The 23,497-nt window shown below is 37.0% G+C and carries 15 protein-coding genes; 5 read left to right on the forward strand and 10 right to left on the reverse strand.

The features are described from left to right. Positions 1 to 38 precede the first annotated feature (38 nt). The 5 genes from ALGA_RS14615 (at position 39) to ALGA_RS14635 (ending at position 6,323) form a co-directional block, all read left to right on the forward strand. Positions 39 to 953 (forward strand): glutaminase, encoded by a 915-nt coding sequence (locus ALGA_RS14615; protein ID WP_096430226.1) that lies wholly within the window; start codon positions 39 to 41, stop codon positions 951 to 953. Between the two features lie 2 nt (positions 954 to 955). Beyond that, complete coding sequence (locus ALGA_RS14620; RefSeq protein ID WP_096430228.1) at positions 956 to 1,801, forward strand: sulfurtransferase; 846 nt, start codon at positions 956 to 958, stop codon at positions 1,799 to 1,801. A gap of 118 nt (positions 1,802 to 1,919) precedes the next feature. Continuing rightward, positions 1,920 to 2,459: a carbonic anhydrase gene (locus ALGA_RS14625; RefSeq protein ID WP_096430231.1), complete on the forward strand. Its 540-nt coding sequence runs from the start codon at positions 1,920 to 1,922 to the stop codon at positions 2,457 to 2,459. 110 nt (positions 2,460 to 2,569) lie between these two features. Then, positions 2,570 to 3,295 (forward strand): pseudouridine synthase, encoded by a 726-nt coding sequence (locus ALGA_RS14630; protein WP_096430234.1) that lies wholly within the window; start codon positions 2,570 to 2,572, stop codon positions 3,293 to 3,295. A gap of 169 nt (positions 3,296 to 3,464) precedes the next feature. Continuing rightward, positions 3,465 to 6,323 carry a helix-turn-helix and ligand-binding sensor domain-containing protein gene (locus ALGA_RS14635; RefSeq protein ID WP_096430237.1) on the forward strand — a complete coding sequence of 953 codons (2,859 nt, stop codon included), beginning with the start codon at positions 3,465 to 3,467 and terminating at the stop codon, positions 6,321 to 6,323. Between the two features lie 63 nt (positions 6,324 to 6,386). On the opposite strand, the gene ALGA_RS14640 is transcribed toward ALGA_RS14635, so the two are convergent. The 10 genes from ALGA_RS14640 to ALGA_RS14685 all read right to left on the reverse strand — a co-directional run bounded on the left by ALGA_RS14640 (position 6,387) and on the right by ALGA_RS14685 (position 23,413). After that, complete coding sequence (locus ALGA_RS14640) at positions 6,387 to 7,982, reverse strand: sulfatase family protein (RefSeq protein ID WP_096430240.1); 1,596 nt, start codon at positions 7,980 to 7,982, stop codon at positions 6,387 to 6,389. Between the two features lie 10 nt (positions 7,983 to 7,992). Next, positions 7,993 to 9,840 (reverse strand): glycoside hydrolase family 2 TIM barrel-domain containing protein, encoded by a 1,848-nt coding sequence (locus tag ALGA_RS14645; RefSeq protein WP_096430242.1) that lies wholly within the window; start codon positions 9,838 to 9,840, stop codon positions 7,993 to 7,995. Next, positions 9,765 to 10,598: a sugar-binding domain-containing protein gene (locus ALGA_RS14650; protein ID WP_096430245.1), complete on the reverse strand. Its 834-nt coding sequence runs from the start codon at positions 10,596 to 10,598 to the stop codon at positions 9,765 to 9,767. The genes ALGA_RS14645 and ALGA_RS14650 overlap by 76 nt, the downstream gene beginning before the upstream one ends. An 84-nt stretch (positions 10,599 to 10,682) precedes the next feature. After that, positions 10,683 to 12,950 (reverse strand): glycoside hydrolase family 3 N-terminal domain-containing protein, encoded by a 2,268-nt coding sequence (locus ALGA_RS14655; RefSeq protein WP_096433657.1) that lies wholly within the window; start codon positions 12,948 to 12,950, stop codon positions 10,683 to 10,685. Positions 12,951 to 13,025: 75 nt separating this feature from the next. Then, entirely contained in the window at positions 13,026 to 13,805 is a 780-nt protein-coding gene (locus tag ALGA_RS14660) for a carboxylesterase family protein (RefSeq protein ID WP_096430248.1), read from the reverse strand. Positions 13,806 to 13,863: 58 nt separating this feature from the next. Beyond that, positions 13,864 to 15,297, reverse strand: coding sequence for a glucoamylase family protein (locus tag ALGA_RS14665; RefSeq protein ID WP_096430251.1), 1,434 nt, complete (start codon positions 15,295 to 15,297; stop codon positions 13,864 to 13,866). Between the two features lie 11 nt (positions 15,298 to 15,308). Beyond that, a complete protein-coding gene (locus ALGA_RS14670) occupies positions 15,309 to 17,015 on the reverse strand; it encodes a family 43 glycosylhydrolase (protein ID WP_096430254.1) in 1,707 nt (568 codons plus the stop codon). An 87-nt stretch (positions 17,016 to 17,102) separates the two neighbouring features. Continuing rightward, positions 17,103 to 18,818: a LamG domain-containing protein gene (locus ALGA_RS14675; protein WP_096433659.1), complete on the reverse strand. Its 1,716-nt coding sequence runs from the start codon at positions 18,816 to 18,818 to the stop codon at positions 17,103 to 17,105. A 28-nt stretch (positions 18,819 to 18,846) separates the two neighbouring features. Then, entirely contained in the window at positions 18,847 to 20,382 is a 1,536-nt protein-coding gene (locus ALGA_RS14680; protein ID WP_096433661.1) for a RagB/SusD family nutrient uptake outer membrane protein, read from the reverse strand. A 19-nt stretch (positions 20,383 to 20,401) separates the two neighbouring features. After that, on the reverse strand, positions 20,402 to 23,413 hold the full coding sequence (locus ALGA_RS14685) for a SusC/RagA family TonB-linked outer membrane protein (protein ID WP_096430256.1): 3,012 nt from the start codon (positions 23,411 to 23,413) through the stop codon (positions 20,402 to 20,404). Positions 23,414 to 23,497: the final 84 nt, after the last annotated feature.

Genomic DNA, 23,497 nt, shown 5'->3' on the forward strand with positions numbered 1-23,497 from the left:
TCAAAATGTAACTTTAAGTCAACTTAATCAAGCTATTTATGAACTATCAAAAGATATTTACAGAAGTATTGAAAAAGATGGATGGATATAAGGATTCAGGGAGTCCTGCATCCTATATTCCCGAACTTCGAGATGTAGATCCAAGTAAATTTGGAGTTCATTTGATCACAAATAAGAATAAAAATTACAGTATTGGTGATTCTGAAGAAAAGTTCTCCATTCAAAGTATTTCAAAAGTGCTGTCGTTGGTGATGGCGTATAAATTAATAGATGAGGATTTGTGGAAAAGAGTGGGAGTTGAACCATCTGGCACTCCTTTTAATTCATTGATTCAGTTGGAGTATGATCAGGGGATTCCTCGTAATCCTTTTATTAATGCTGGGGCATTAGTGATCTGCGATGTTTTAGTGGAGCACCTGGAAAATCCAAAAGAAGAATTTCTGAATTTTGTAAGAAGTTTATCCGGTAATTCGAAGCTTGAATATTGTTCTCGCATTGCCGAATCTGAAAAGGCGACAAGTTTTAGAAATGCTTCATTGATTAATTTGATGAAGGATTTAGGGAATATCCGTAATGACATAGATACCGTTTTAGACTTTTATTTCAATTTGTGTTCCATTGAGATGACTTGTAATGAGTTGACCCGAACATTTTTGTTTTTAGCTTCAAATGGTAAAGATCTAATTACAAACGAAAGGTTTTTAAGTTCAAGTAAATCGAAAAGAGTAAATGCTGTGATGCAATTATGCGGTTTTTATGATGAGGCTGGTGAATTTTCTTTTAAAGTAGGATTACCCGGGAAAAGTGGTGTAGGTGGGGGAATTGTAGCCATTCTTCCAAATCATTACTGCATTGCTGTGTGGAGTCCCAGATTAAATAAGAAAGGAAATTCGAGTAAGGGAATGAAATTTTTAGAACTGTTTACCAGTGAAACTGAATTGTCTATTTTTTAGTCATGTTGAAAACTCAAGCCAAATTAAAACCGGTAGTATCAGTCAAGTGGCTTTCTCAGCATTTGCATGATCCTAATTTGATTATTCTTGATGCAAGTCTTATGGATAATAAGGCCGGGTTGAAATCAGAACACGAAGGTTTTCAAATTGTAAACGCACGCTTTTTCGATTTAAAAAATACCTTTTGTGATCCTGATCATCGAATCTCAAATATGATTCCCAGTGCTGAGAGGTTCACAACGGAGTGCAGGAAGTTAGGCATTAATAAAAACAGCAAAATAGTTGTCTACGATAATTTTGGAACTTATTCGAGTCCTAGGGTTTGGTGGCTGTTTAAAGTAATGGGACATGAAAATATTGCCGTTTTGAATGGCGGTTTACCTGCTTGGATTAATGAATTTTGTGAGGTTGAAATAAAGGAGTCCGCAGAAGTAGAATTGGGCGATTTTCAGGCCAGTTTTAATTCGAAACGGGTCTTGAATGCAGAACAAATTCTTGAAAATATTAATACTGAACATCGTCTTGTGATTGATGTTCGTACCGAAGATCGGTTTTTTGGCAGAGTTCCAGAGCCACGAGAAAATTTAAGAGGTGGTCATGTTCCAAATTCAATTAATCTTCCTTTTAATAGAGTGTTGGCTAATGGTATGTTTCTGTCAGATAAGGAATTGTCTGTACTTTTTAAATCTTTACCCCTAAATAATAAGTCCTTGGTTTTTTGTTGTGGATCGGGCGTAAGTGCCTGTATTGGTCTTTTGGCTTGCGAATTGGTTCTGGAAAATGAAAAATACCTTTATGATGGTTCGTGGGCGGAATGGGGACAGTTGGAAAACTATCCGATTGAATAATTATTTTCTTGATATTTATGATTTGCACAGAAGAATCATTTGGCTATCTTTAGAATCATTCATAAACCCACACCACTGTGAAAAGATTAGTTTTTAGTGGAACCGAAATACCTATTACATGAATCAACTACTAACTATTAAATGTGCTGAGGATATTTTACCCAAATATCGAAACACACCAATCGGTTTACTTCTTGAATTCCATAATTTACACCGACCTTTTGCTATTTATTCTGAAGCCCAACTTTTGGTAGGTATGTGCATGGATAATAGAAAGCATCTTCACATTCCTGAAAATTTCTCCTATATAATTCGATCGGGAGGTGCTAACCTAAGATATAGTGAGTTTAAAGTATCCTATGCTATTTCTGTGGGTAAAATTAAGCACATTGCATTGATTGGTCACGATAATTGCGGGATGGTGAATCTGCATTCCAGAAAGCAAGAGTTTATTAGAGGATTGGTTGAATCTGCTGGCTGGACTGCTGAAAGAGCAGAGGAACATTTTACCAATTTTGCTCCAATGTTTGAAATTGGAAATGCAATTGAATTTGTAGTGAGTGAAGCCAAAAGATTGCGGGTGAAATATCCGAAAATTACAGTTGCCCCTCTGTTTTATCATGTTGAAACCAACCGTTTGTCAATCGTTGAAGAATAAAAAATTAGGCGATTATAAACTTATCCTTTTATCAAGAAAAGTAAGATTATAGCAGATATTTGATTAATTCCTGTAATTTTGTATTTCAATTGGATGGAAGTAGATAAAAAATGGAATTAAAACGACTAAATAAGGCGATTGCGGAAACAGGCTATTGTTCACGAAGAGAGGCAGATAAGCTAATTGAGAGTGGCAGGGTTAAGGTGAATGGAACAACTGCTGATTTGGGAATTAAGGTTTCCAGTGAGGATACAATCAAGGTCAAGGGACAAATCATTTCTAAGAAAGTCGGAAATATTTATTTGGTATTTAACAAACCAATTGGTATCACCTGTACCACAGATACTCATATTCAAGGAAATATTATTAATTTCCTTAATTATCCGGAACGAATTTTTCCCATTGGGAGATTAGATAAACCGAGTGAAGGTCTTATTTTTATGACCAATGATGGGGATATTGTAAATAAAATACTTCGTTCTCGTAACAATCACGAAAAAGAATATCTTGTTCGGGTGAACAAACGAATTACTTCTGATTTTATTAAAAAAATGGGCAATGGTGTTCCTATTTTAGATACTGTGACTAAGAAATGTAAAGTTTGGAGAGTGGATGATTTTACATTTAAAATAATTCTGACCCAAGGTTTGAATAGACAAATTCGCAGAATGTGCGAATATTTGGATTACGATGTGAAAGGTCTGAAGAGACTTCGGGTTATGAATATCTCCTTAGGTAATTTAAAAGTTGGAAAGTATCGATCTTTCACTAAAACAGAATTAGAAACCTTGCTTAATTTGTGCGAGGATTCTGCTAAAACTTTCGACGAAATTTAAAATAGTACGATTCTTATATTTTTAATCAAGCTTTCTTTTAACACCTAGTTGAAAGTCGTTTTATTTTATAATTTCATTTTTCTTTACTATTTGGTGCAAGAGCTACTAAATCAGGTAATATCCTGCCTGATTTTTTTATATTTGTAGGGAACCAGATCGAATTGCAACTATGAAACCTGCCAATTTAATTCTTCTTTTATTTTTACTTTTTCAGACGACTCTTATTTCCGCAATCGAAAATCCGTTTGGGATTTTTGTCATCAATCACGATCGAAGTGAGTATCAGGCAATGAGCCAGAATTGGGCGGTCGCATTTGATGACCTGGGGAGAGCTTATTTTGGTAACAGTGGTGGTGTTCTTGAATACAATGGGAAAAATTGGGTTTTACATCAGCACAAATCTAAATCAGCAATTCGCGCATTACTATTTGATGAGGAGAGCCACAGGTTATATTCTGGTTGCTATGAAGATTTTGGATATTGGAAGAGGGATAGTGTGGGCGTACTTAATTATTATTCATTAGCCGAAAATCTAAAAGATTATAGTTTTTCCAGTGAGAGAATATGGTCTATTGTTAAGAGCGGAAAAGAAATTCTATTCCAGTCATTCCCAACACTTTTTATATATAATACAGAAACAGAAGAAGTAAAGCCTTTAGCACCGAAAGGTGAACTGATGTTTTTAGGAAAGGTAAATGATACAGTCTATTCAAGAGTAAGGGGTCGTGGGATTTGTAGAATTGAAGCAGGCGAGATTAAAGTTGTTGATAATTCCAATTTTGCGAAAGAAGCAACCATCCGATTTTATTTACCTAATGAGCGAGGTATTATTGTTGGGGATGGTAAATCTGGTCTCCATATTTTAAAGAATGGAAAAACCGAGAAATGGAAGTGTGAAGCCAATGAGGTACTATCTTCAAAAGATGTAAATTCTGCCGTTACCATTGGTGATAATGCTTACGCAATAGGAACTTTGTTGGGAGGTTTATACATTATTAGTCATGATGGGAAAATCCTTAGTCACATTGACCGACAGTCTAAATTAGAAAACAATACTGTCTTAGGGATGGCTCTTGATCATTCGGGAGACTTGTGGCTGGGAATGGATAATGGATTGTCCTATGTCGATTTAAATTCGACCATTGAGTATAAAATTGATATGGATAATGCTCCATCAGCAATTTATTCTGTAATAAAACACAATGGATATATTTATGTTGGAACAAATAGTGGTGTTCTTTGTTCAAAATTTGATAAGGATTATGCAGATCTTGATTTTAGAGAATTATCCCTTTTAGAGGGGATTTCCGGACATATTTGGAAATTAGAAATTTTAAGAGGAGAGCTCTTGTGTGGCAGTAATAATGGGATCTTTAGATTAGATCAAGGAAACATTTATCCATTGTCAACAGCAACAGGAGGTACAGATTTTGAAATTATTGAAAAAAACGGGCAGGAATGGTTAATAGAGTCTACCTACTTCAAGATTCGAATGTTTAAAAGAGAAAATGACCAATGGGTTTTTTCTCATTTTGTTGATGGTTTTGAGGGATCGTGTCGCTTTATCGAGGTTGATCATGCAGGTTATATTTGGATTAGTCATGAAATTAAAGGCTTGAATCGTTTGAAGCTATCTGATGATTTTAGAAAGGTAGTATCCAATAAGTATTTTGGTTTGGAATCGGGCTTACCTACTGAATACCAGCTGAATGTTTTCACAGTTAATAATCGGGTGGTGGTAACAACAGGAGAGGAGATTTACACTTATGATGATCTTACGGATCGCATGGTATCTTTTGATAAGTTGAATAACAATCTGGGTCGTTTTAAAAAGGCTGTTAATATTGTAATTGCTGATCAAAACCATTTTTGGGCTATTGCCGATAATGAAGCTGTTTACATGAGTAATGTATCCGATTCGATGAGTTTTGTAAGAGCTTTCACCTTGGATAAGCAATTTTCATTTCCAGATAAGTATCAGAATATTTCTATTAATAAAGATGCAAGTGTTATTTGTTTGGAAAATGGCTTTGCTATTCTTCCCAATGAATCAAATGATGAGTATCAACATCAGCCATTGGTCATCACTAAAGTTGTTAATGCAAAAAAGGGAGTCGATAGTAAGGGGATTTTACTGCCTTTGAAAAGTGAGAATATTTTGGAATTAAAACAGCGGGATAACTCTCTTGAATTTACGATTAACTCGGTTAATTATGGCCCTAATGACGTGACCTATCAATACCGTATTGTGAATCTTTATGACGATTGGATTGAAGGTGAAACACAAAATGTAAATGCAATAAATGATATTCCACACGGAAAATATGTATATCAGGCTAGAGCCGTATTCTCAGACGGTAACAGATCAAATGTGGTAGAATATCCTTTCGTGATATTACCTCCTTGGTTTGCTTCAAAAACAGGCGTGGTTGTTATCATTTTATCTCTGGTAGTTTGTGTTGGGTTATTAATTGTGTTTAATAAGCGCATTTTGGAGAAACAGACCTATATCATCGAGAAAAAGCATACCGACCAACACAAGAAAAATCAAACGACAATAGAGCAGCTTCAGAATGATGTTTTGCAGAAAGAATTGGAGAATTTGCAAGGGAAATTGTCTGTTTCGGCTAATGCTCTTGTCGAAAAGGACAGATCTATTAATACGATTAAACGTGAATTGGAAATCATGTTCCAAAAATTAGAAGGACGTTTCCCTAATCGCGATTACGATAAGATTTTGAAGGTAATAAATGGGCAATTGACTCAGAAAAAGGACATGCTCGATTTTGAGCGACATTTTGCTGCATCTCAAAGTGGTTTTTACGATGAGTTGAGGCAGAATTACCCGAATTTAACACCAGCGGATCTACGATTGTGTTCTCTCTTGAAAATGAATATGAATTCGAAAGAAATTTCTCTTCTTTTGGGAATTACTGTTCGAAGTGTGGAAGTGAGCAGATATAGATTACGGAAGAAAATGGGCTTGGAGGCTGAAGAAAACCTTACAAAAGTGATTATGAAATATTAGCCATATATGGCATTTTCAGATATGAAAAATGAGAGTCGGAACTCTCATTTTTTTTGTCAATTTTTATTTGGAGGCTTCCATATATTTTTGATCCAATTTGTCAGAATCTTTATATTTTATTCTGATGTCAGATAACTTTATCTTTAATTCATCAACAATTTCGGCATAAGCAGGATCATTGTAAACATTATTTATTTCGTTGGGATCATTTTTGCGGTCATACAATTCCCATTCATCCACATCGTAATAAAAATGGATTAGTTTATATTCTTTTGATACGATTGCATAGTGTCTTTTTACCATGTGAATAGAAGGATATGCGTAATAATGATAGTATACTTCTTCTCTAAATCCTTCGTTTTGTCCTTTAAATAGCGGCACTAAACTTTCTCCCTGCATATCTTCTGGTGCACTTAATCCGGCTGCATCTAAAATAGTTTGGGCAAAGTCAAGATTTTGAACCATTTCATCGTTGGTAATTCCTGGTTTGATAACGTTTGGCCATTTTATCAATAAAGGGGTTTTAAAAGATTCATTGTAGGCAAAACGCTTGTCGAACCAACCATGTTCACCCAGAAAAAATCCCTGATCTGAAGTATAAACAACAATCGTATTGTCCGAAAGTTTTTGATTTCCCAAACAATCTAAAACACGACCAACACCTTCGTCAACGGCAGCAATACATCCTAAATAATCCTGCATATAACGCTGATATCTCCAATGCATCAAATCCTCTCTGCTCATGTTTGGATATTCTTTTTTGAATTTTTCATTGATTGGTTTGTAATTTTTATCCCAAGACTCACGTTCCTCTGGAGTCATTCGGTTGTATTCCTTTTCAAAGGCAGAAATGTCCCATTTCATATATTCTTTCAAACCTAATTCCTTCATCACCTCCGGATAGATCTTGGAATCACCGGACCAGTTCATGTGATCAGCCAAATTCATTTCGGCAGTCTTAGCAGCAGTACCACGAGTTTCAAAATTATCGAAAAGGGTTGCTGGTTCTTTAAATGTTTTTGATGTGTATTCGGCTTGATGTCTGGGGGCAGTGAACCATTCTCTGTGAGGTGCTTTATTAAAAAGCATCAACAGAAATGGTTTATTCGGATCGCGTTCTTCCTTCAGCCAATCAATAGTCATGTCTGTAATAATATCCGTTGTATAGCCTTTAATATTGATTTTCCCTTCATTTTTTGTAAAGAAATCAGGCGCATAATAACTTCCCTGATCATCGAGAATTCGGAACTGATCAAATCCCTTAGGATTGTTACCAAAGTGAAGTTTTCCAAACATTGCGGTTTGATAACCAGCTTTCTGCATTAACTGAGGGAAGGTAACCTGAGTTGTGTCGAATGGAAATCGATTATCTACTTTTCCATTAATATGACAATGCTTTCCCGTTAAAAGAACCGCTCGGGAAGGTGCACAAAGTGAATTGGTAACGCAGGCATTGGTAAATCGCATTCCCTGTTGCGCAATGCGATCGATATTCGGCGTATTGGTTAACGTGTTGTTGTAAGCGCTAATGGCTTGGTAAGCATGATCATCGGACATGATGAAAAGGATATTGGGCCTTTGTATTTCTTTTTTAGCTGTTTGATTGCAAGATGCCAAAAGAGGCAGTGTAAACAGGCAAATTAAAGTTTGTAAATTCATTGGGCTAGTATTAAATTATTTTACGGATTTTTATTCCGCTAAGTATTGTTTTTCCTTTTACTGGGATAAAGTTAAGCTTGATATCACCCTGATTTTCAACTTCTAGTTTCTTACTAACTGCTGTTCGATCACCATACTCATTAAATATATTGCAATTTTTTAAGAAGGTAATATCATTGACAGTAACATCAAAAATACGATCTGGAGATTGAATTTCCGTTTCTGTGTTTGCATTTAGTTCATAGATGAGAGTTTTCCGTTTTTTTGCAGTTATCGGTTCTGTAAATAGCAAGGTGATTTCATATTTGCCAGGATCAACATCAAATTGATAGGCAACGATTCCTTCACGATGACTTTGATATACAGGATCTTCATCGGTTCTGTATATGTTTAAGGCTGTTCCAACTGCAGGCAAACCTTTTTGTATGATAGCCGTTCCACCTACATAACCCCAGCTACCTTCCTGGTATTCCTTTTCAGGAAGGTAATTTTCACCCGTAATTCGTGATGTGAAATGTCTGTTTGAGCCGAGGGATACATTGAAATTGATGTACTTGTTTTTTAAAGAAAGAGGAACAACTTGAAATTCAATAAAAATGATGTCGGACGTGCCTCCACTTCTAGCTTCAAGCTTATTTGAACCAGTAACAAATGGAATCGTGAAAATGGCAGAATTGTGATCGTTTGTTTTCTTAGTCTCGATCAATTTATCGTTTACATACAAACTGATGCTATCGAGATTTGAAAATATTTCAAGCTCCTGACTGCAGGTATTTGAATTAAGTTCATCTTCAATGCCGCTTCTGTTTTTCCAGTTTCTGGAAGCGATACGCACTATAGGTTTGCTGTTTAGCATCGATTCGTAATAGTAGTATGCATTTTTTGGCGTACGATTGTAGCTAACCAATCCCTTGCTGTTCATTTTTGGATCGGTATCCTGTCTGGAATCTGAAGCAAAATCTGCAAAATTCCACACAGCGCCTCCAATTACATCGTTACGTTTTAGAATGCTCTCCATAAAGTACTTGTGAACCTTAACCTGGTATTCACAACTAAAATCCCAACGAGTAGGCGAGAAGGAATGAAGCCTTTGATCGGCACCGGCGCCATATTCTGTAATCATCAATCCTTTGCTAGGGAATTTTTCGTGCATTTCACTGATGAAATCATTCAATCTTCCATCAAAGATTTCCGGACCATACCATGCATGATATAAATTCCAGGCAATAATATCAGGAGTATTTCCAGTTCCTGCGTCTAAATGTCTTTCCGGTAATTGACTGTTGACAATCATCGTTAATCGATATGGATCTTCTTCCTTCAATGTAGAATTGATGACAGCTGCCAATTCTCCCATTTTTTGCAGGTAAGGATCCTTCGAATTGTATTTTCCAGGAAATCGTAACAAGCACTCATTCATCATCGCCCAAATAACCACACTCGGATGATTGTAATTTTGTCGAACCATTTCTCTTTGTCGCAGTATGGCATTTTCTCTGTAAATTTCTGATTCTACATTGTTCTTGTTGTTCATCGGGACTTCAATGCAAGAGAGAATTCCTAAACGATCACATTCCTCCAAAATTACATGATCTTGAGGGTAATGAGCTATGCGTAAAAAGTTGCATCCCATTTGTTTGATCAACTTCATGTCCTTAATATGCATGGCATCAGGCAGTGCGTTGGCAAAACCTTCATAGTCTTGATGTCGGTTGACTCCAATTAATTTAAGGTGTTTTCCATTTAGGAAAAATCCATTTTTTGGATCCATCGTAAACCATCTTAAGCCAAGTGTTTCAGTTCTCTGATCAAGGAGTTCGTTTTTGGCGTTGTATAAATTGATTTCAACATGATACAAATAAGGCGAATCTGGACTCCATAGTTCAGGATTTTTAAATTCAGGGAATACAATATCGATGGTCTTTGAGTCTTGTTCTTTGAGAATGTATTTCTTAATTCAGTAACAATTCGATTCTCTCTGTTTTTTATTTTGGCTTCGAAGTAAACTTTATTGTCGTTTTTTCCTCTGTTGACAAGCTTGGTTTGCAAATTTACTTTTGCCGAAGTTTCGTCCAGCTCCTGTGCTTTTAAGAAGACTCCTGATGAAGACAAATTATCCATATCGATATGGATCTTGTTGCCAATGAGTAAGCTTACATCTCGATAAATTCCTCCAAAGATGGTAAAGTCTCCGCCAAGGGGAGTATAGTTTTCATTCAACTCGTTGTTTACTTTTACTTTTATTTCGTTGATGCCTTCCTTGGTGAATTTTGAGATATTAAAACGAAATGCGGTGTAACCACCTTTGTGCGAACCAACAAATTCATTATTGATGTATAAATCTGCGAAAGCATTCACTCCATCGAATTGCAGGTAGAGTTCTTTAGGCAGCAATTCTTTGTCTATTGTGATGTTCTTTTTGTACCATCCTGTTCCTCTGTAGTAGGGTAAGTCTGAATAGCTGTCTTCACTGTTCCAAGTATGAGGGAGGTCAATTGTTTTCCATTCACTATTCTCAAGAGAAAACTGCCAATTGTTATTAATGCTTTGCTTTTGAGTAGAAAAACAAACTTTGGAAATGCACAAGATCAATATCAGTACTAACTGTTTTTTCATTTGATAGATTTTAAAATAGTAAAATGGTGGCACAATTTTAAAATTGCACCACCATAACTGATTTCACTAACTATTACTGATACACTAATGCTTAAATTTAAATGAACGTTCGTTCGATTCGTCGGATGAATTATCACTTACCCAAAGTTTAAAATCACCATCCTCGGCAAGGAAATCCATGTTAATATCGAAGAATTTTAAATCATCTTCAGAAATTGTAAATTGTATTTCTTTACTTTTTCCTGGCTCTAATCCTACTTTTTCAAATCCTTTTAATTCTTTCACAGGACGGGTTACGCTTCCGTATAAATCCTGAACATACAATTGCACGACTTCTTCCCCGTAAACGTCTCCAGTATTGCTTATTGTTGCATTTACTGTTAATTGCTCTCCTGACTTAAGAGTATTCGTATTTAATTTCACATCCTTTATCGAAAATGTGGTATAACTTAAACCATATCCAAAAGGATAAAGGGGTGAGTTTTCAACATCGATATAGGTGGATTTATAATCTGCATCAGGATCATTCTTAGGGATTGGACGACCTGTGTTTTTAGCATTGTAATAAATTGGAACCTGACCAATGTTGCGTGGAAAAGATAAGGTTAGCTTTCCGGATGGATTGTAATCACCTGAGATTACGTCGGCAAGAGCATTTCCTGCTGTTGTTCCCAAATACCAGGCTTCCATTATCGCATCCATATTCTTATTTTCCCATGATAAATCCAAAGGACGTCCGTTCATAAGTACTAAACCTGTTGGTTTATTTAGTTTTTTAAGCTCTTTTAGAAAATCCTGCTGAACGCTAGGTAGTTGAATATTTGTTCTACTTGCCGCTTCGCCTGACCAATTAAAATCTTCTCCCATGGCAACAAGAACGATATCAGCTTTACGCGCAACATTTAGTGCCGATTTAAATCCTGATTTATCGTTTCCATCTAAACCACAGGCTTGAGCATAGGTAAATTTAACTTTAGAATCTTTGTATTTTTCTTGTAAACCGTTGAACAAAGAAACACTTTGGTTTCTATCTCCTCGGCCTGCCCATTCACCATTTAAGCTGGTCTGGTTTTTAATCATGGGTCCAATTAAAGCGATGGTTTTTCTTGAATATTTATCAATCGGGAATATGTTTTCGTTTTTCAATAAAACAACTGATCTTTTCGCAATATTTCTTGCTGATGCCAGAAATGCTGGTTTCATTCGAGTTGATTCCTGTCTGGCTTCATCCATATATCGATACGGATCTTCGAAAAGACCAAGTAAGAATTTCATTTCCAAAATTCGACGCACCGCGATATCTATGCTTTCCACACTTACTTTTCCAGCTTCAACCTGAGATTTTAAGTTCTCTAAGTATACACCACCTGTCATATCCATGTCAATCCCGGCGTTTACGGCCAGTTCTGCAGCTTGAGCTTCATCTTTTGCAATACCATGTTCTACCAACTCGTTAATTGCAGTATAGTCAGTAACTACGAAACCTCTAAAGTCCCATCGGTCTCTAAGAATATCTTTGTATAAATATTTGCTGGCAGAACATGGAACACCACCAATTTCGTTAAAAGCTGTCATGAAGGTTGCAACTCCAGCATCTTTGGCAGCCTCGAAAGGAGGAAGATAGATTTCATTTAGAGTGCGTTCCGAAATTTCAGCTGTATTATAGTCACGACCAGCTTCTGCCGCTCCGTATGCCGCAAAATGCTTCGCACAGGCCAAAACCGTGTTGGTCGATTTTAAATCTCTCCAACCTTCACCCTGAAAACCTTTAACTCTTGCTATGGCAACCAGTTTTCCAAGGTAAACATCTTCTCCGGCACCTTCCATTACGCGTCCCCAGCGTGCATCTCTGGCAATGTCAACCATTGGAGCAAAGGTCCAGGAAACACCTTCGGCAGCGGCTTCTGTTGCAGCTATTCGGGCACTTTCTTTCATTAAATTAAGATCCCAGGAACATGATTCTGCAAGCGACATCGGAAATATGGTTCTAAAGCCGTGGATTACATCGTATCCAAAAAGCACAGGAATTTTTAGTCTTGATTCCGACAAAGCAGCTTCCTGAAGTGTTCTTACTTTTTCGACAGTTGCTTCGTTAAACATACTTCCAACCAAACCTTTTTTAAGATATGGCATTACTTCCTTTTGCATTGCTGGTCCTGTTATATCTCCTCTTCCTGAAAACTGAGTCATTTGTCCAATTTTCTCCTCTAATGTCATTAATGAGAGAACAGAATCAACTTTTCGTTCGATTTTAACATCGCCACTGTAACTTTTGTATTTTGATTTGGATGTATTGCATGAAAACATTGCAATGGATACCAATATGATGAATAATGTAAGCTTAGTTTTCATTTTCGTAATCATTTTCATAGTAATCTGTAATTAACTGTAATCGCTTTTTTTGTTTGGATGCTTTCTTGTGATCAATTACTTTCTCTTGCTAAAGAGCCATTTTAATAAATTAGGTTCTGAAAATGCCTGATCCCAACTATTGTGATTGGCCTTTGGATAAAGTGTGTATTTTGATTCTGTCTTGTGTTTTTTTTGCTCATCGTAGACCAATTGAGAATACTTACAAGGCACAACATCATCTTTGGCCCCATGAAAAAACCAAATTGGAACATGAGAATATTTTGTGACTAATTCCGGGTTGTGTCCACCGCAAATAACAGCTGCAGCGGTATACTTATCCGGCCAACGGTATAAAAACTCGAGCGTTCCTATTCCTCCCATTGATAAGCCCATGATGTAAATTCTCTTCTGGTCAATATTCTCTTCTGCTACTATTTTATTTACTAACTGATCGACCATATAGGCTGGTTTTGCTGGCCCTGATTCTGTAGGGAATTTAAAAATCCAGTCTCCTTCTGCTGATTTTTCTTTTAATCGATGTGTCCACTTACTATCAGGGGGACACTGAGGAAAAATAACAATAGCAGGATACTTCCTTCGGTTTTTTTTATCTAAAAAAAGCTTTGCTCCATGAGTCAACTGCTTTTGGTTGTCAATCCCTCTTTCACCGGAACCATGAAGAAACAATACCAATGGATATGTCTTTCCTTTTTTCATGTTTTCCGGATAAAGGATGCGATATTTTAAGCTATCCTGCCCAAGAATAAAATTGTCCTTCTGATACGAGTTCAAGTCTTGGGCGTAAGTGTGACCTAGACTCAAAAAAAGGATCAATCCGAGATATATAGTTTTCATTTTTTTATTTTGCCTTACGGATTCTTATTATTTTAAAAGTGTTTTTTTGATTGCTGATTTACTGTTCAATGATGAAATCCAGCTTATTTAAACCTTCTTTAACTTCCGGACAATTCATGAACAAATCCCAAAGTAAACCAGTTCTGTAATTCTCAATCATGCAAACAATAGGACCCTGATCGATGGCTAAATAACTTCTCGGATACCAATTGTGTTCAACACTAAAAGCATCGTATGGACCATATTTACCAAAGGTTTTATCACCTAATTCAAAGTAAATATTCTTAGCAACCTTCATGCATTCTTCTGGTGCATAAGGAAAAGAGGATAGAGCAGCAGTGGGAGAGATGATTCCAAAATCCTGGTCAGGAGAATGTGCGGTATATCCCAAATAGAGATCACTTGCTATCAAATCATTTCGATCTCTTCCTCCACCATCTTCCCAAGCACGATACCCTTTTATGGAGTAGCTGGCTGTTAATCCCCATAGATTTTCGCCATATCCTTCAAATTTTTTTGGGTTTTGAATGCAATAAGCACGGTTGATCATGGTGTGAGCTACATTGATATCCCAATAGTTGGCATATTTATCTGAACTGATGCTCGGATTAAAACCTAAGTAGGAATAGTGTGCCCAAAACAAAGGACCACCAGCAGAATGATTTCCATTGTGTTTTAGATCTAATGTGTATCCGTATTTTGAACTAGGCTGAACAATGTTTCCATCTCGGGCCCAACCTTTGTGATATGAATCGGCTTTTATTGAATGGCTGGGAGAGGAGGCACCTGTGATATAGGTTATCAAGCACTCGTTGTAGCCTTCCAAAGGAAAATTCATTTGCCAGGCATAATCTGGTGACCAATGCCAATAAAGTACATTGCTATCGCCTTTCTCGTACCAATTAAATTCTATGTCATGCCAAAGGTTTTTAACTCTTTCGCTCAATTGTTTTTCTCTTTCTGATCCGGTTTTAAAGTATTCCTGAACACAGATTAATCCTTGTGCAAGAAAAGAGGTTTCAACCAAATCGCCGCCGTTATCTTTTTGTCCAAAGGGAACAACTTTCCCTGTTTTCCCATCCATCCAATGTGGCCAGGCACCGTGAAAGCGATCTGCTTCTTCCAAAAAGCCGGCAATCTTTTCAAATCGTTGTATGCCTTCATCTCTGGATATGAATCCTCTGTCGATTCCAACAAGTATGGCCATAAGCCCAAAACCCGAACCTCCTGTTGTTACAACATGCTGATCGTTTTGCGGATATATACCCGATAATTGAATTCGCTCTGGAGCAAGACCCGAATTGGGTTCTGCACCATCCCAGAAATATTGAAAAGTATAATATTGAATAGTATCTAATAGCATCCCATCGGATAGCCCTTGATATATTCTTGGACCATCGTTAGTGGTGTCATTTTCAGGAATATTTACCTCTTTATCTTTACCACATGATGAAAGAAGCATGAAAAGAGATAGTAAAATTGTATAGTTCATTGTTCGTGTTCTTATTTTGCTTCAATAACCTGAGATGTTTTCGAAATACCATTTTCATTAAATGCTTCAATTGTAATGTAGTAGGTTTTGTCGGAGTCAAGTGATTTCAGCAAATGTTCATTTTTACCATAAATCATCCATGAATTATATAACTTATCAGGAGCTATTCCCCATATGATGTTATATCCTTGACAGTCTTCCTCTTGTTTCCAACTGATTTTTGCATCGCGGCGATCTTTTAAGCGTTCAACGCTAAAATTCTTTACTGTTGATGGTGCTTTGCCTGAAGCATTTCCAAATATTCGAATATCAGAAATTGCAAGCGATGGAGTAGGAACCTCAATATTGGTATATTTTATAAATCTTGCCTTATAGGCTTGATCCAGTTCAACGTAATCGTTGGGAGTGTCTTTAAAGCTTTTGGACTTGTCAATCAGTGATTTCCAATTTGCACCATCAGTAGAGTATTCAATTAGATATCGATGTTTCAAATTTTCATATCTGCCATACATATCCGACTTGTAATCGTGAAAATTGATCTGGATTGCTCTTATATCCATTGGTTTTTCCAGATCGATGGTAAACCATTCTCCGCCTGTGTTTGTTTCTGACAACCAGAATGTTTTCACATTTTCATCCGTTAGGTTTTTGATTCCTTCGGGAGATGAACTTTTAACTGGTTTATTGTATGATAGAAGCATCCATCCACGAAATTCACCGGTTTTTTCTTTTGAATTTGGGGCATAATGCGGATAATCTCCAAATCGGGTATTGCTGTACATGAGTCCGTCTTCATCAAAGAAAATAGGATGCATACAAAGTCTGCGTTCCCAGATTTCGGTGACAGAAAGTGCCATCGATCCGAAATGCCAGTAAGCACCGGAAGTTGTTTTTACGATGCTTCCATGCCCGGCTCCGTTCATGAATCCACCAGGCTTGTAAACAACCGGATTATGAGCTTGGTAAGTATAAGGGCCCATTGGGCTTTTAGCAGTATAAACACCATCGGCATAAACATTAAACTCTGTTCCCGGTGCCGCATACATCATGTAGTAAGTTGCGTTGTGCTTTGTTAGCCAGGCACCTTCCATATATCCTTTAAGAATGGTATCGGAATGATTTTCTCCAAATCGTTCCCATCCGTGTATTTCTTGATTAAGGCTGAATAATTCAGTTGTGTTTTTTTCTGCAATAAATCTTTTATTTTTGTCTAACTTTTTGGCTCTAATGGGAAATTTATTGGAAGATCCCCAAAAGATATAAGCCTGATCATCATCATCAATAAACAGATCAGGGTCTTGAAGATTATTTAGAATGGCAGGGACAATTTTCCAATCTCCTTTTTTAGGATTATCTGTATATAACACACTCATAGAACCGGAAGGATCTCCAGTCATGTAAAGAACAGAATCTTTATAGTTGTGTGCGGCAGGTGCATTACATCCTTGAAAATACCACTTCTCTGGCTGAATAAAATCCCAGTTTTGCAAATCTGTTGAATGCCAGTAACCTAATGATCGGGTTACAAACATGTAATATTCACCACGAAATTCGACCACAGCAGGATCTGCTCCAGAGCGATAGGAAAGGTCGTTCTTGGAATTGTATATCATGTAGGTGTAGTCAATATTCAGCGGATTACAATAAGTTTCTGCTGTACGCTGAGCAAAAGTTGAAACACTTACAAAAGTTAAAAGGATGGTTAATAGTCTGAGCATTGGTTTTCGATTCTTTTTGATAAAAATGTATTCCGGAGGTTTCAGGTTTTGAGAAACCTCCGGAATTAATAATTCTATACTAAGAGATTACTTCTCTGCATCATATATTGTTTGAATTTCTTCCTGCGAAAGAGCCGTATTAAAAATACGTAATTCATCAAGGAAGCTTGAATCTGACAAGTGATTCCAGTAACTGAAAGTTTCACCTCCTGCACCAATCGTCATTGTGGAACATCCTGTCCAGTCAATACCTGCAGAAAGATCTGAGGATAACATTTCAACACCGTTAAAATATATCTTGCTTTTAGTTAGAGAAACCGTAACAGCGATTTGCACCCACTCGCCAGCGGTAACATCAATAACACCTCCATCATTCCATACATCAGCTGTTTCGATACCCACATTTAATTTTATTCTTTGTGATGTTGCATCTCCTTCACGGAACAATCTAAATCCCTGATTACGATCAGTTTCGTCATCTCCAACAACAAGAATACCAGCTCGGTCTGCACTTGGGTTTACTTTATACCAAAATACAGTACTAAACTCTTCTCCAAAAAGCCCTTCTGTAGGAAAAGTCAAGTAAGAATCAGTAGCTCCAGCAAAAGCATCTCCTCCAAGTACGCTTTCGCCTGCAAAACCTGTTGTACCTACTACCGTGGCTTCATTGTAGCTAATTAAATCGGTATTGTCTCCATCGAAAGGCATATAGAATGTTTCACCATATTTTGGCTCATATGGATTGGTAACATTAATCATATCTTGAATCTCGTCTGCAGTTAGTGCTTTATTGAATAAACGTAATTCATCCATCGCACTATTATCTGAAAGGTGATTCCAATAGCTAAAAGTTTCGCCTCCGGCACCAATAGTCATTGTTTCGCAACCTGTCCAATCAATACCAGTGGCCAAATCAGAAGATCGCATTTCAATGCCATTGAAGAAAATTGTACACTTTGTTTGTGAAATTGTCATGGCAATGTGTACCCATTCTCCGGCGGCTACGTCAATAACGTCACCATCATTCCAAACGTCGGTTGTGCCAATACCCACGTTAAGCTTAATTCTTTGCTCGGCACCATTTCCTTCTCTGAGTAATCTAAATCCCTGATTACGATTTTCAGGGAGATCATTTCCAATAACCAAAATACCTGCTCGATCCGGCGATGGATTCACCTTATACCAAAATGCAGCAGTAAATTCAGGTGTAAGTAATGAAGCAATTGGATAGGTTAGATAAGAATCTGTTGTTCCTGAATAAGAATCAATTCCAATAATGCCTTCCCCTGCAAAACCAGGAGATCCAACTTTCGTTGCTTGTACAATGTTTACCAATTCATAATAATCTCCATCAAATGGCATATAGAATAATTCTCCGTCAAATAAAGCTGTGTAAGGAGGTTCTTTTGAGAAATTTACCGACGATGTGGTACTTTTACCTTCCAAATCAGCAGCGATCACGGTCATAATGTGATCTCCAGTATTTACGTTGTCATAGGTGAATGCTTTAAGAGCAATTCGATAATCAGTAAATGTTGTAAAACTGGCTATCTCAGTTCCATCCATTAAAACAGATATGCTTCCAATTTCAATATCATCGGTAACCTCAATATCAATGTCAATTGAAGTGACTAAATCGAGAACCTTGATTATTGTTCCTTCAGTAGGGTAGTTTATTTTGACCATCGGAGCTGTTTCATCCACTCCTGGTTTCACCGCTGTAATCGGATCAATTCCATCGTCACATGCCGTGGCAAATACGAGGGCAATCATTGCGATAAGTATATTTTTAAATAATTTCATTTTCTTCATTTTTAATGATCAAAAATTATTAATTTTTACCTTTTAATACAGGAAGTAAATCAACTTGATTTTGAGGATATGGTAAATAAATTAAATCAGCGTTAAAGGTTCTTCCTTCGTAGCTTAACTCGTTGTATTTTTCAAGACGAACCATATCAAAAAAGCGTGTTCCCCATTCCATCGCTAACTCAGCAAATTTCTCATCCATAACCTGTGCATTTGAAACTCCTGAAATTGCTGCTAAATCCGCTCTTTCTCTAACTAAATTTACTGCAGCATCTGCAGATATTGATGAGCTTGATGCTCCTTGAGTTATGGCTTCGGCATGCATTAACAAGATTTCGGCATAACGAATACAGGTGAAATTTTTGTTTGTCCCATACACAGTACGGCCTGGTGTAAGTTGATCTGATGGTAAATAATGCTTGCCACTGGCAAAAAGTGCACGGGCATAATCATTAATAACATCTCCGGATCGGGTTGTATTTGAAACCCATGCAGGCAGAGTTGCATAATTCGGATCTTTTTGAATTTCAGCAATACCTCTATCTGTAAATAATACACTGGTTTCCAAACGAACAGTTTCTTCTCTGTCGAGCATGAATTTGATGTACTTTAAACTAGGTTCCCAAAATCCCCAACCACTTCCGGCTCCTTCAACTGATGGAGTCCAACCTTGAGGACCAAAGAATTCGAACAGGTAACTTTTGCTATCTCCTGCGCCTTGTCCGAAATCTGAATATTGCATTTCCAGTAAATTCTCATTGTTTAGTTTGCCAGGAATCTTAAATAATTCATAAAAATCAGCTTCTAAATTGAATTTACCTGAACTAATGATTTGCGAAGTGGCATCGGCAACAGCCTGATAGTTTTTCAACTCTAAATTTGCAAGAGCTTTAATCGCAAGTGCAGTGTATTTAGTAACACCGCCGCGAATATCAGTTCTTTCGTTTGGATTCATATCAGGTAAAAGAGGAATTGCTTCGTCCATTTGATCAGAGATATGTTGCATTACATCATTTTTTGGTACTATACTTGCAACAAGCAATTCGGTAGGATCAGCACTGGTTGGAATTAGAATATTTCCCCATGTGCGGGATATATTAAAAAGAGTCCATCCCCGTATTGTTTTTGCTTCTGCAATGTATTGGTCTCCCAAGCTTTGGTTTCCTGTTTCATCAGCATACAATTGAATTTGCTCCATTGCACTATGAGATGTAATTACATCGCGGTATTCACCTTCCCAAGCGGAATTGTACATCCAGAAATCTTTGTTGTAATTGAACAAGTCAGTCTCTGCAAAATCTTGTTGATCTCCTAAACCTCCTGCATTCACATCATCTCCCCGAACAGACATTAATGGGTTTGATTCCCAGCCTTTATTGTTAAATTCAGCGTAAAGGCCGATTAAAGGTGAAATCATATTTTCAGCAATAGAATAATTAGTGCTGTCTGCAATTGCAATATTCTCGGCTGGTTCGTCTAATTTGTCATCGCAGGCTGTAGCAAACAGAATTGCAAGCGCAGCCAGGGTGATATTTGTAGAATATTTAAATAGTTTCATGTTGAAATGTTTTTTTGAATTAAAAATTAACATTTAAGCCAAGTGTGTATACTGCTGGAATAGGATAAGTTTGTGTATCGATTCCATTTTCTACTTCAGGATTAAATCCGTTGTAGCTAAAGACAGTTAAAGGACGATCTGCTGTGAATGAAATTCTAGATTCAGGAACTTTCACACCAAACATTACCTTTTGTCTTATATTGTAAGCAATTTGAATGTTTTGAATTCTGAAGTAGGATCCATCCTCGACAAAATAATCACTCATTTTTTGGTTCCAGCCTTTTCTTAATCCTGCAGAGGAAGGATATTTATTTGAAGTTCCCTCACCATGCCAACGATTTTTTGCAAGATCAGCATCCATGTTTCCATCATTTGTCCAGATTAATTCACCGCGTTTACGATTAAGAATTTTGTTTCCGGTCTGTCCTAAAATATTCATTGTGAAATCCCAGTTCTTGTATGTTATGCCAAGATTTACACCGTACATGAATTTTGGAAAATAAGAGCCTAAAACAACCCTATCGTCGTCATCAATTACTCCATCATCATTTTGGTCTTTGTATTTAAAATCTCCAGGAGCTAACCCATTTTCTACAGCAACAGGATCAGCGGCTATTTCAGCCTCGTTTTGATAAACACCCGCTACTTCACGTCCAAAAAATGCCAATAATGGTTCACCTACAATTGAACGCTGACGAAATTCTGCTTGTCCACCGTCTATATAAGGCTGACCAAATAAATCTCTTACTTCGTTTTTAAGAGTAGAAACGTTTGCTCCGATTGAGTATTTTAAATCTTTTGTAATATTATCATTCCAATTTAAAGCCAGCTCGAATCCCGAGTTTCTGATTTCTCCAACATTTTTTCTTACTGTGCCTCCTACAAGAGGATTTGTAACATTAATAACTGCATTTTTTGTGTCGCGGATATAATAATCAGCATCTACAGATAGTCTATTAGCAAGAAGAGTTGTCGTAACACCAAAGTTTGTTTCTTCGGTAACCTCCCATTTAAGAGAGGAGTATGTACTTGATGTTGTTGTTCCAGAAACTAAAGCATCATCAATCGCAGTTGTTACAACAGTAGTTGAATTAGCACCATCGCTGGCTGCGATTTTATTATTTCCCAGTTTTCCCCAACTTGCGCGAAATTTTAAAAAGTCAACAAACTCTACATCCGTCATGAAGTTTTCTTCTGAAATAACCCAACCAGCACCAATAGTTGGGAAATAGCCCCATTTCTCCTGGTACTTTGAGCTGCCATCCGCTCTCATAGTTCCATATAGTAAATATTTTCTATTGAAGTTATAAGACATTCTTCCAAAATAAGACATGCCATGCTGTTTATTGCCGCCATCATTAACACTTTCAGTTGGTTTACTGTCTGATTGACTGATGTACCAGTTTTCTTCTAGTCCTGATGGGAAATTTAAACCGGTTGCGCTAAGATAATTCCATGTCTCATCTCTGTAAGATGATCCAGCCATAAGTGTAAGATTATGATTTCCAAAGCTGTCAGTATAGGTTAATATGTTATCCCAGGTTTGGTTCGTTGTGGTTTGAGAGGTTTTTTGAACAGAGTCATCCGTACGTTTAAAATTAGTACTTACAAAATACGCAAGATCAACAAATCGTTCTTCTTGTGAAGTGAAATTTTGACTGTAAGTTGTTTTGAAACTTAATTTTTTTGGTATTAGGTCCAGTTTAGCATAGAAATTTGCAAGTACTTTTTTTGTTCTAATACGATTTTCACTTAAATCCATTGTTGGAAAAGGATTTTTGCCTCCTCGATATCCTAAATCTTCAGCGCTCGCATATCTGGTTGGGCTTGCCGCTGTATTGAGTTCATCGTACACAGGCATTATTGGTACCGCAAAATAAGCAACATTCCAAGCGGCTGATTCAGGTGCATATTTGGTCGCATTGCTCAAAATCACATTACCACCGATTGTGAACCATTCATTTGCCTGATAGTCAATTTTTGAACGAAGATTAAAACGTTCGTACTCATTCTTCATATTCAAAACACCTTCTTGGGTAAAAAAACTTGTTCCAATAGAGTAGGTTGTATTCTCGTTACCTCCGGATACACTTAAACTATGATTTTGAATAGCAGCAGTACGCATAATTTCGTCATACCAATCTGTATTTACGTTTGGTACATTTGGGTTTACACGACTACGACCATATCGTTGCATCGCATTTAAAATATATTGTTCGTCTGCAGCAGAGCCTGACTCCATAGCCATTGTAGTGTATTGTTCGGCGTTTGCCATTTTTAGCACATTCTGTGCGACTTGGTAACCGTAATAGCCATTGTAGTTGATTTGGGCTTTTTGATTTCGTTTACCGGATTTCGTTTCGATCAACACAACTCCATTTGCAGCCCGAACTCCATAAATTGCTGCGGCTGAGGCATCTTTAAGTACTGAGGTTGATTCAACATCAGCCGTGTTTAAAAAATCGATATTGTCGTAGAATACTCCATCGACAACAAACAAAGGACCTTCATTGCCATGCCCAGGATAGGAACCAATACCGCGAAGACGTATGGTTGGTGATTCACCTGGAGCCCCGGAACTAATAACTTGAAGTCCGGCTACTTTCCCTTGTAACGATTGCATAACATTGCCGGAAGGTGTTTTCATTAACTCTTCAGCTTTTACTGTGGTAATCGATGATGTAAGATCCTTTACAGTTTGTGTTCCATATCCAACAACGATTACCTCATCTAAGCCTGTTGTGGAATCGATAAGAGTTACATTGATGTTGTTACGATTGTTTACAGGAATTTCCTGTGTTTCCATACCAATAAAACTGTAAACGAGTGTAGCATCGCTTAAAGTTGCAATGGTGTAGTTTCCGTCAATATCTGTTACGGTTCCTGAAGTGGTTCCTTTAACAAATACAGTAACACCAATTAATGGTATTCCGGATTGGTCTGTAACTATACCTGTGATATTCGTATTGCTTTGTGCAAATACAGACATAGAAAACAGCAAAAGAATTAGGTTAGATAATAGTAATCTCATGCTCTTTTATATTTGATTATTAATAACACCTTAAAGGTCGGCCTATATAGGTGTTTATTCCAAATCCATCGTAGCTATTAAACC

Source organism: Labilibaculum antarcticum (assembly GCF_002356295.1).
GTDB classification, from domain to species: Bacteria; Bacteroidota; Bacteroidia; order Bacteroidales; family Marinifilaceae; genus Labilibaculum; species Labilibaculum antarcticum.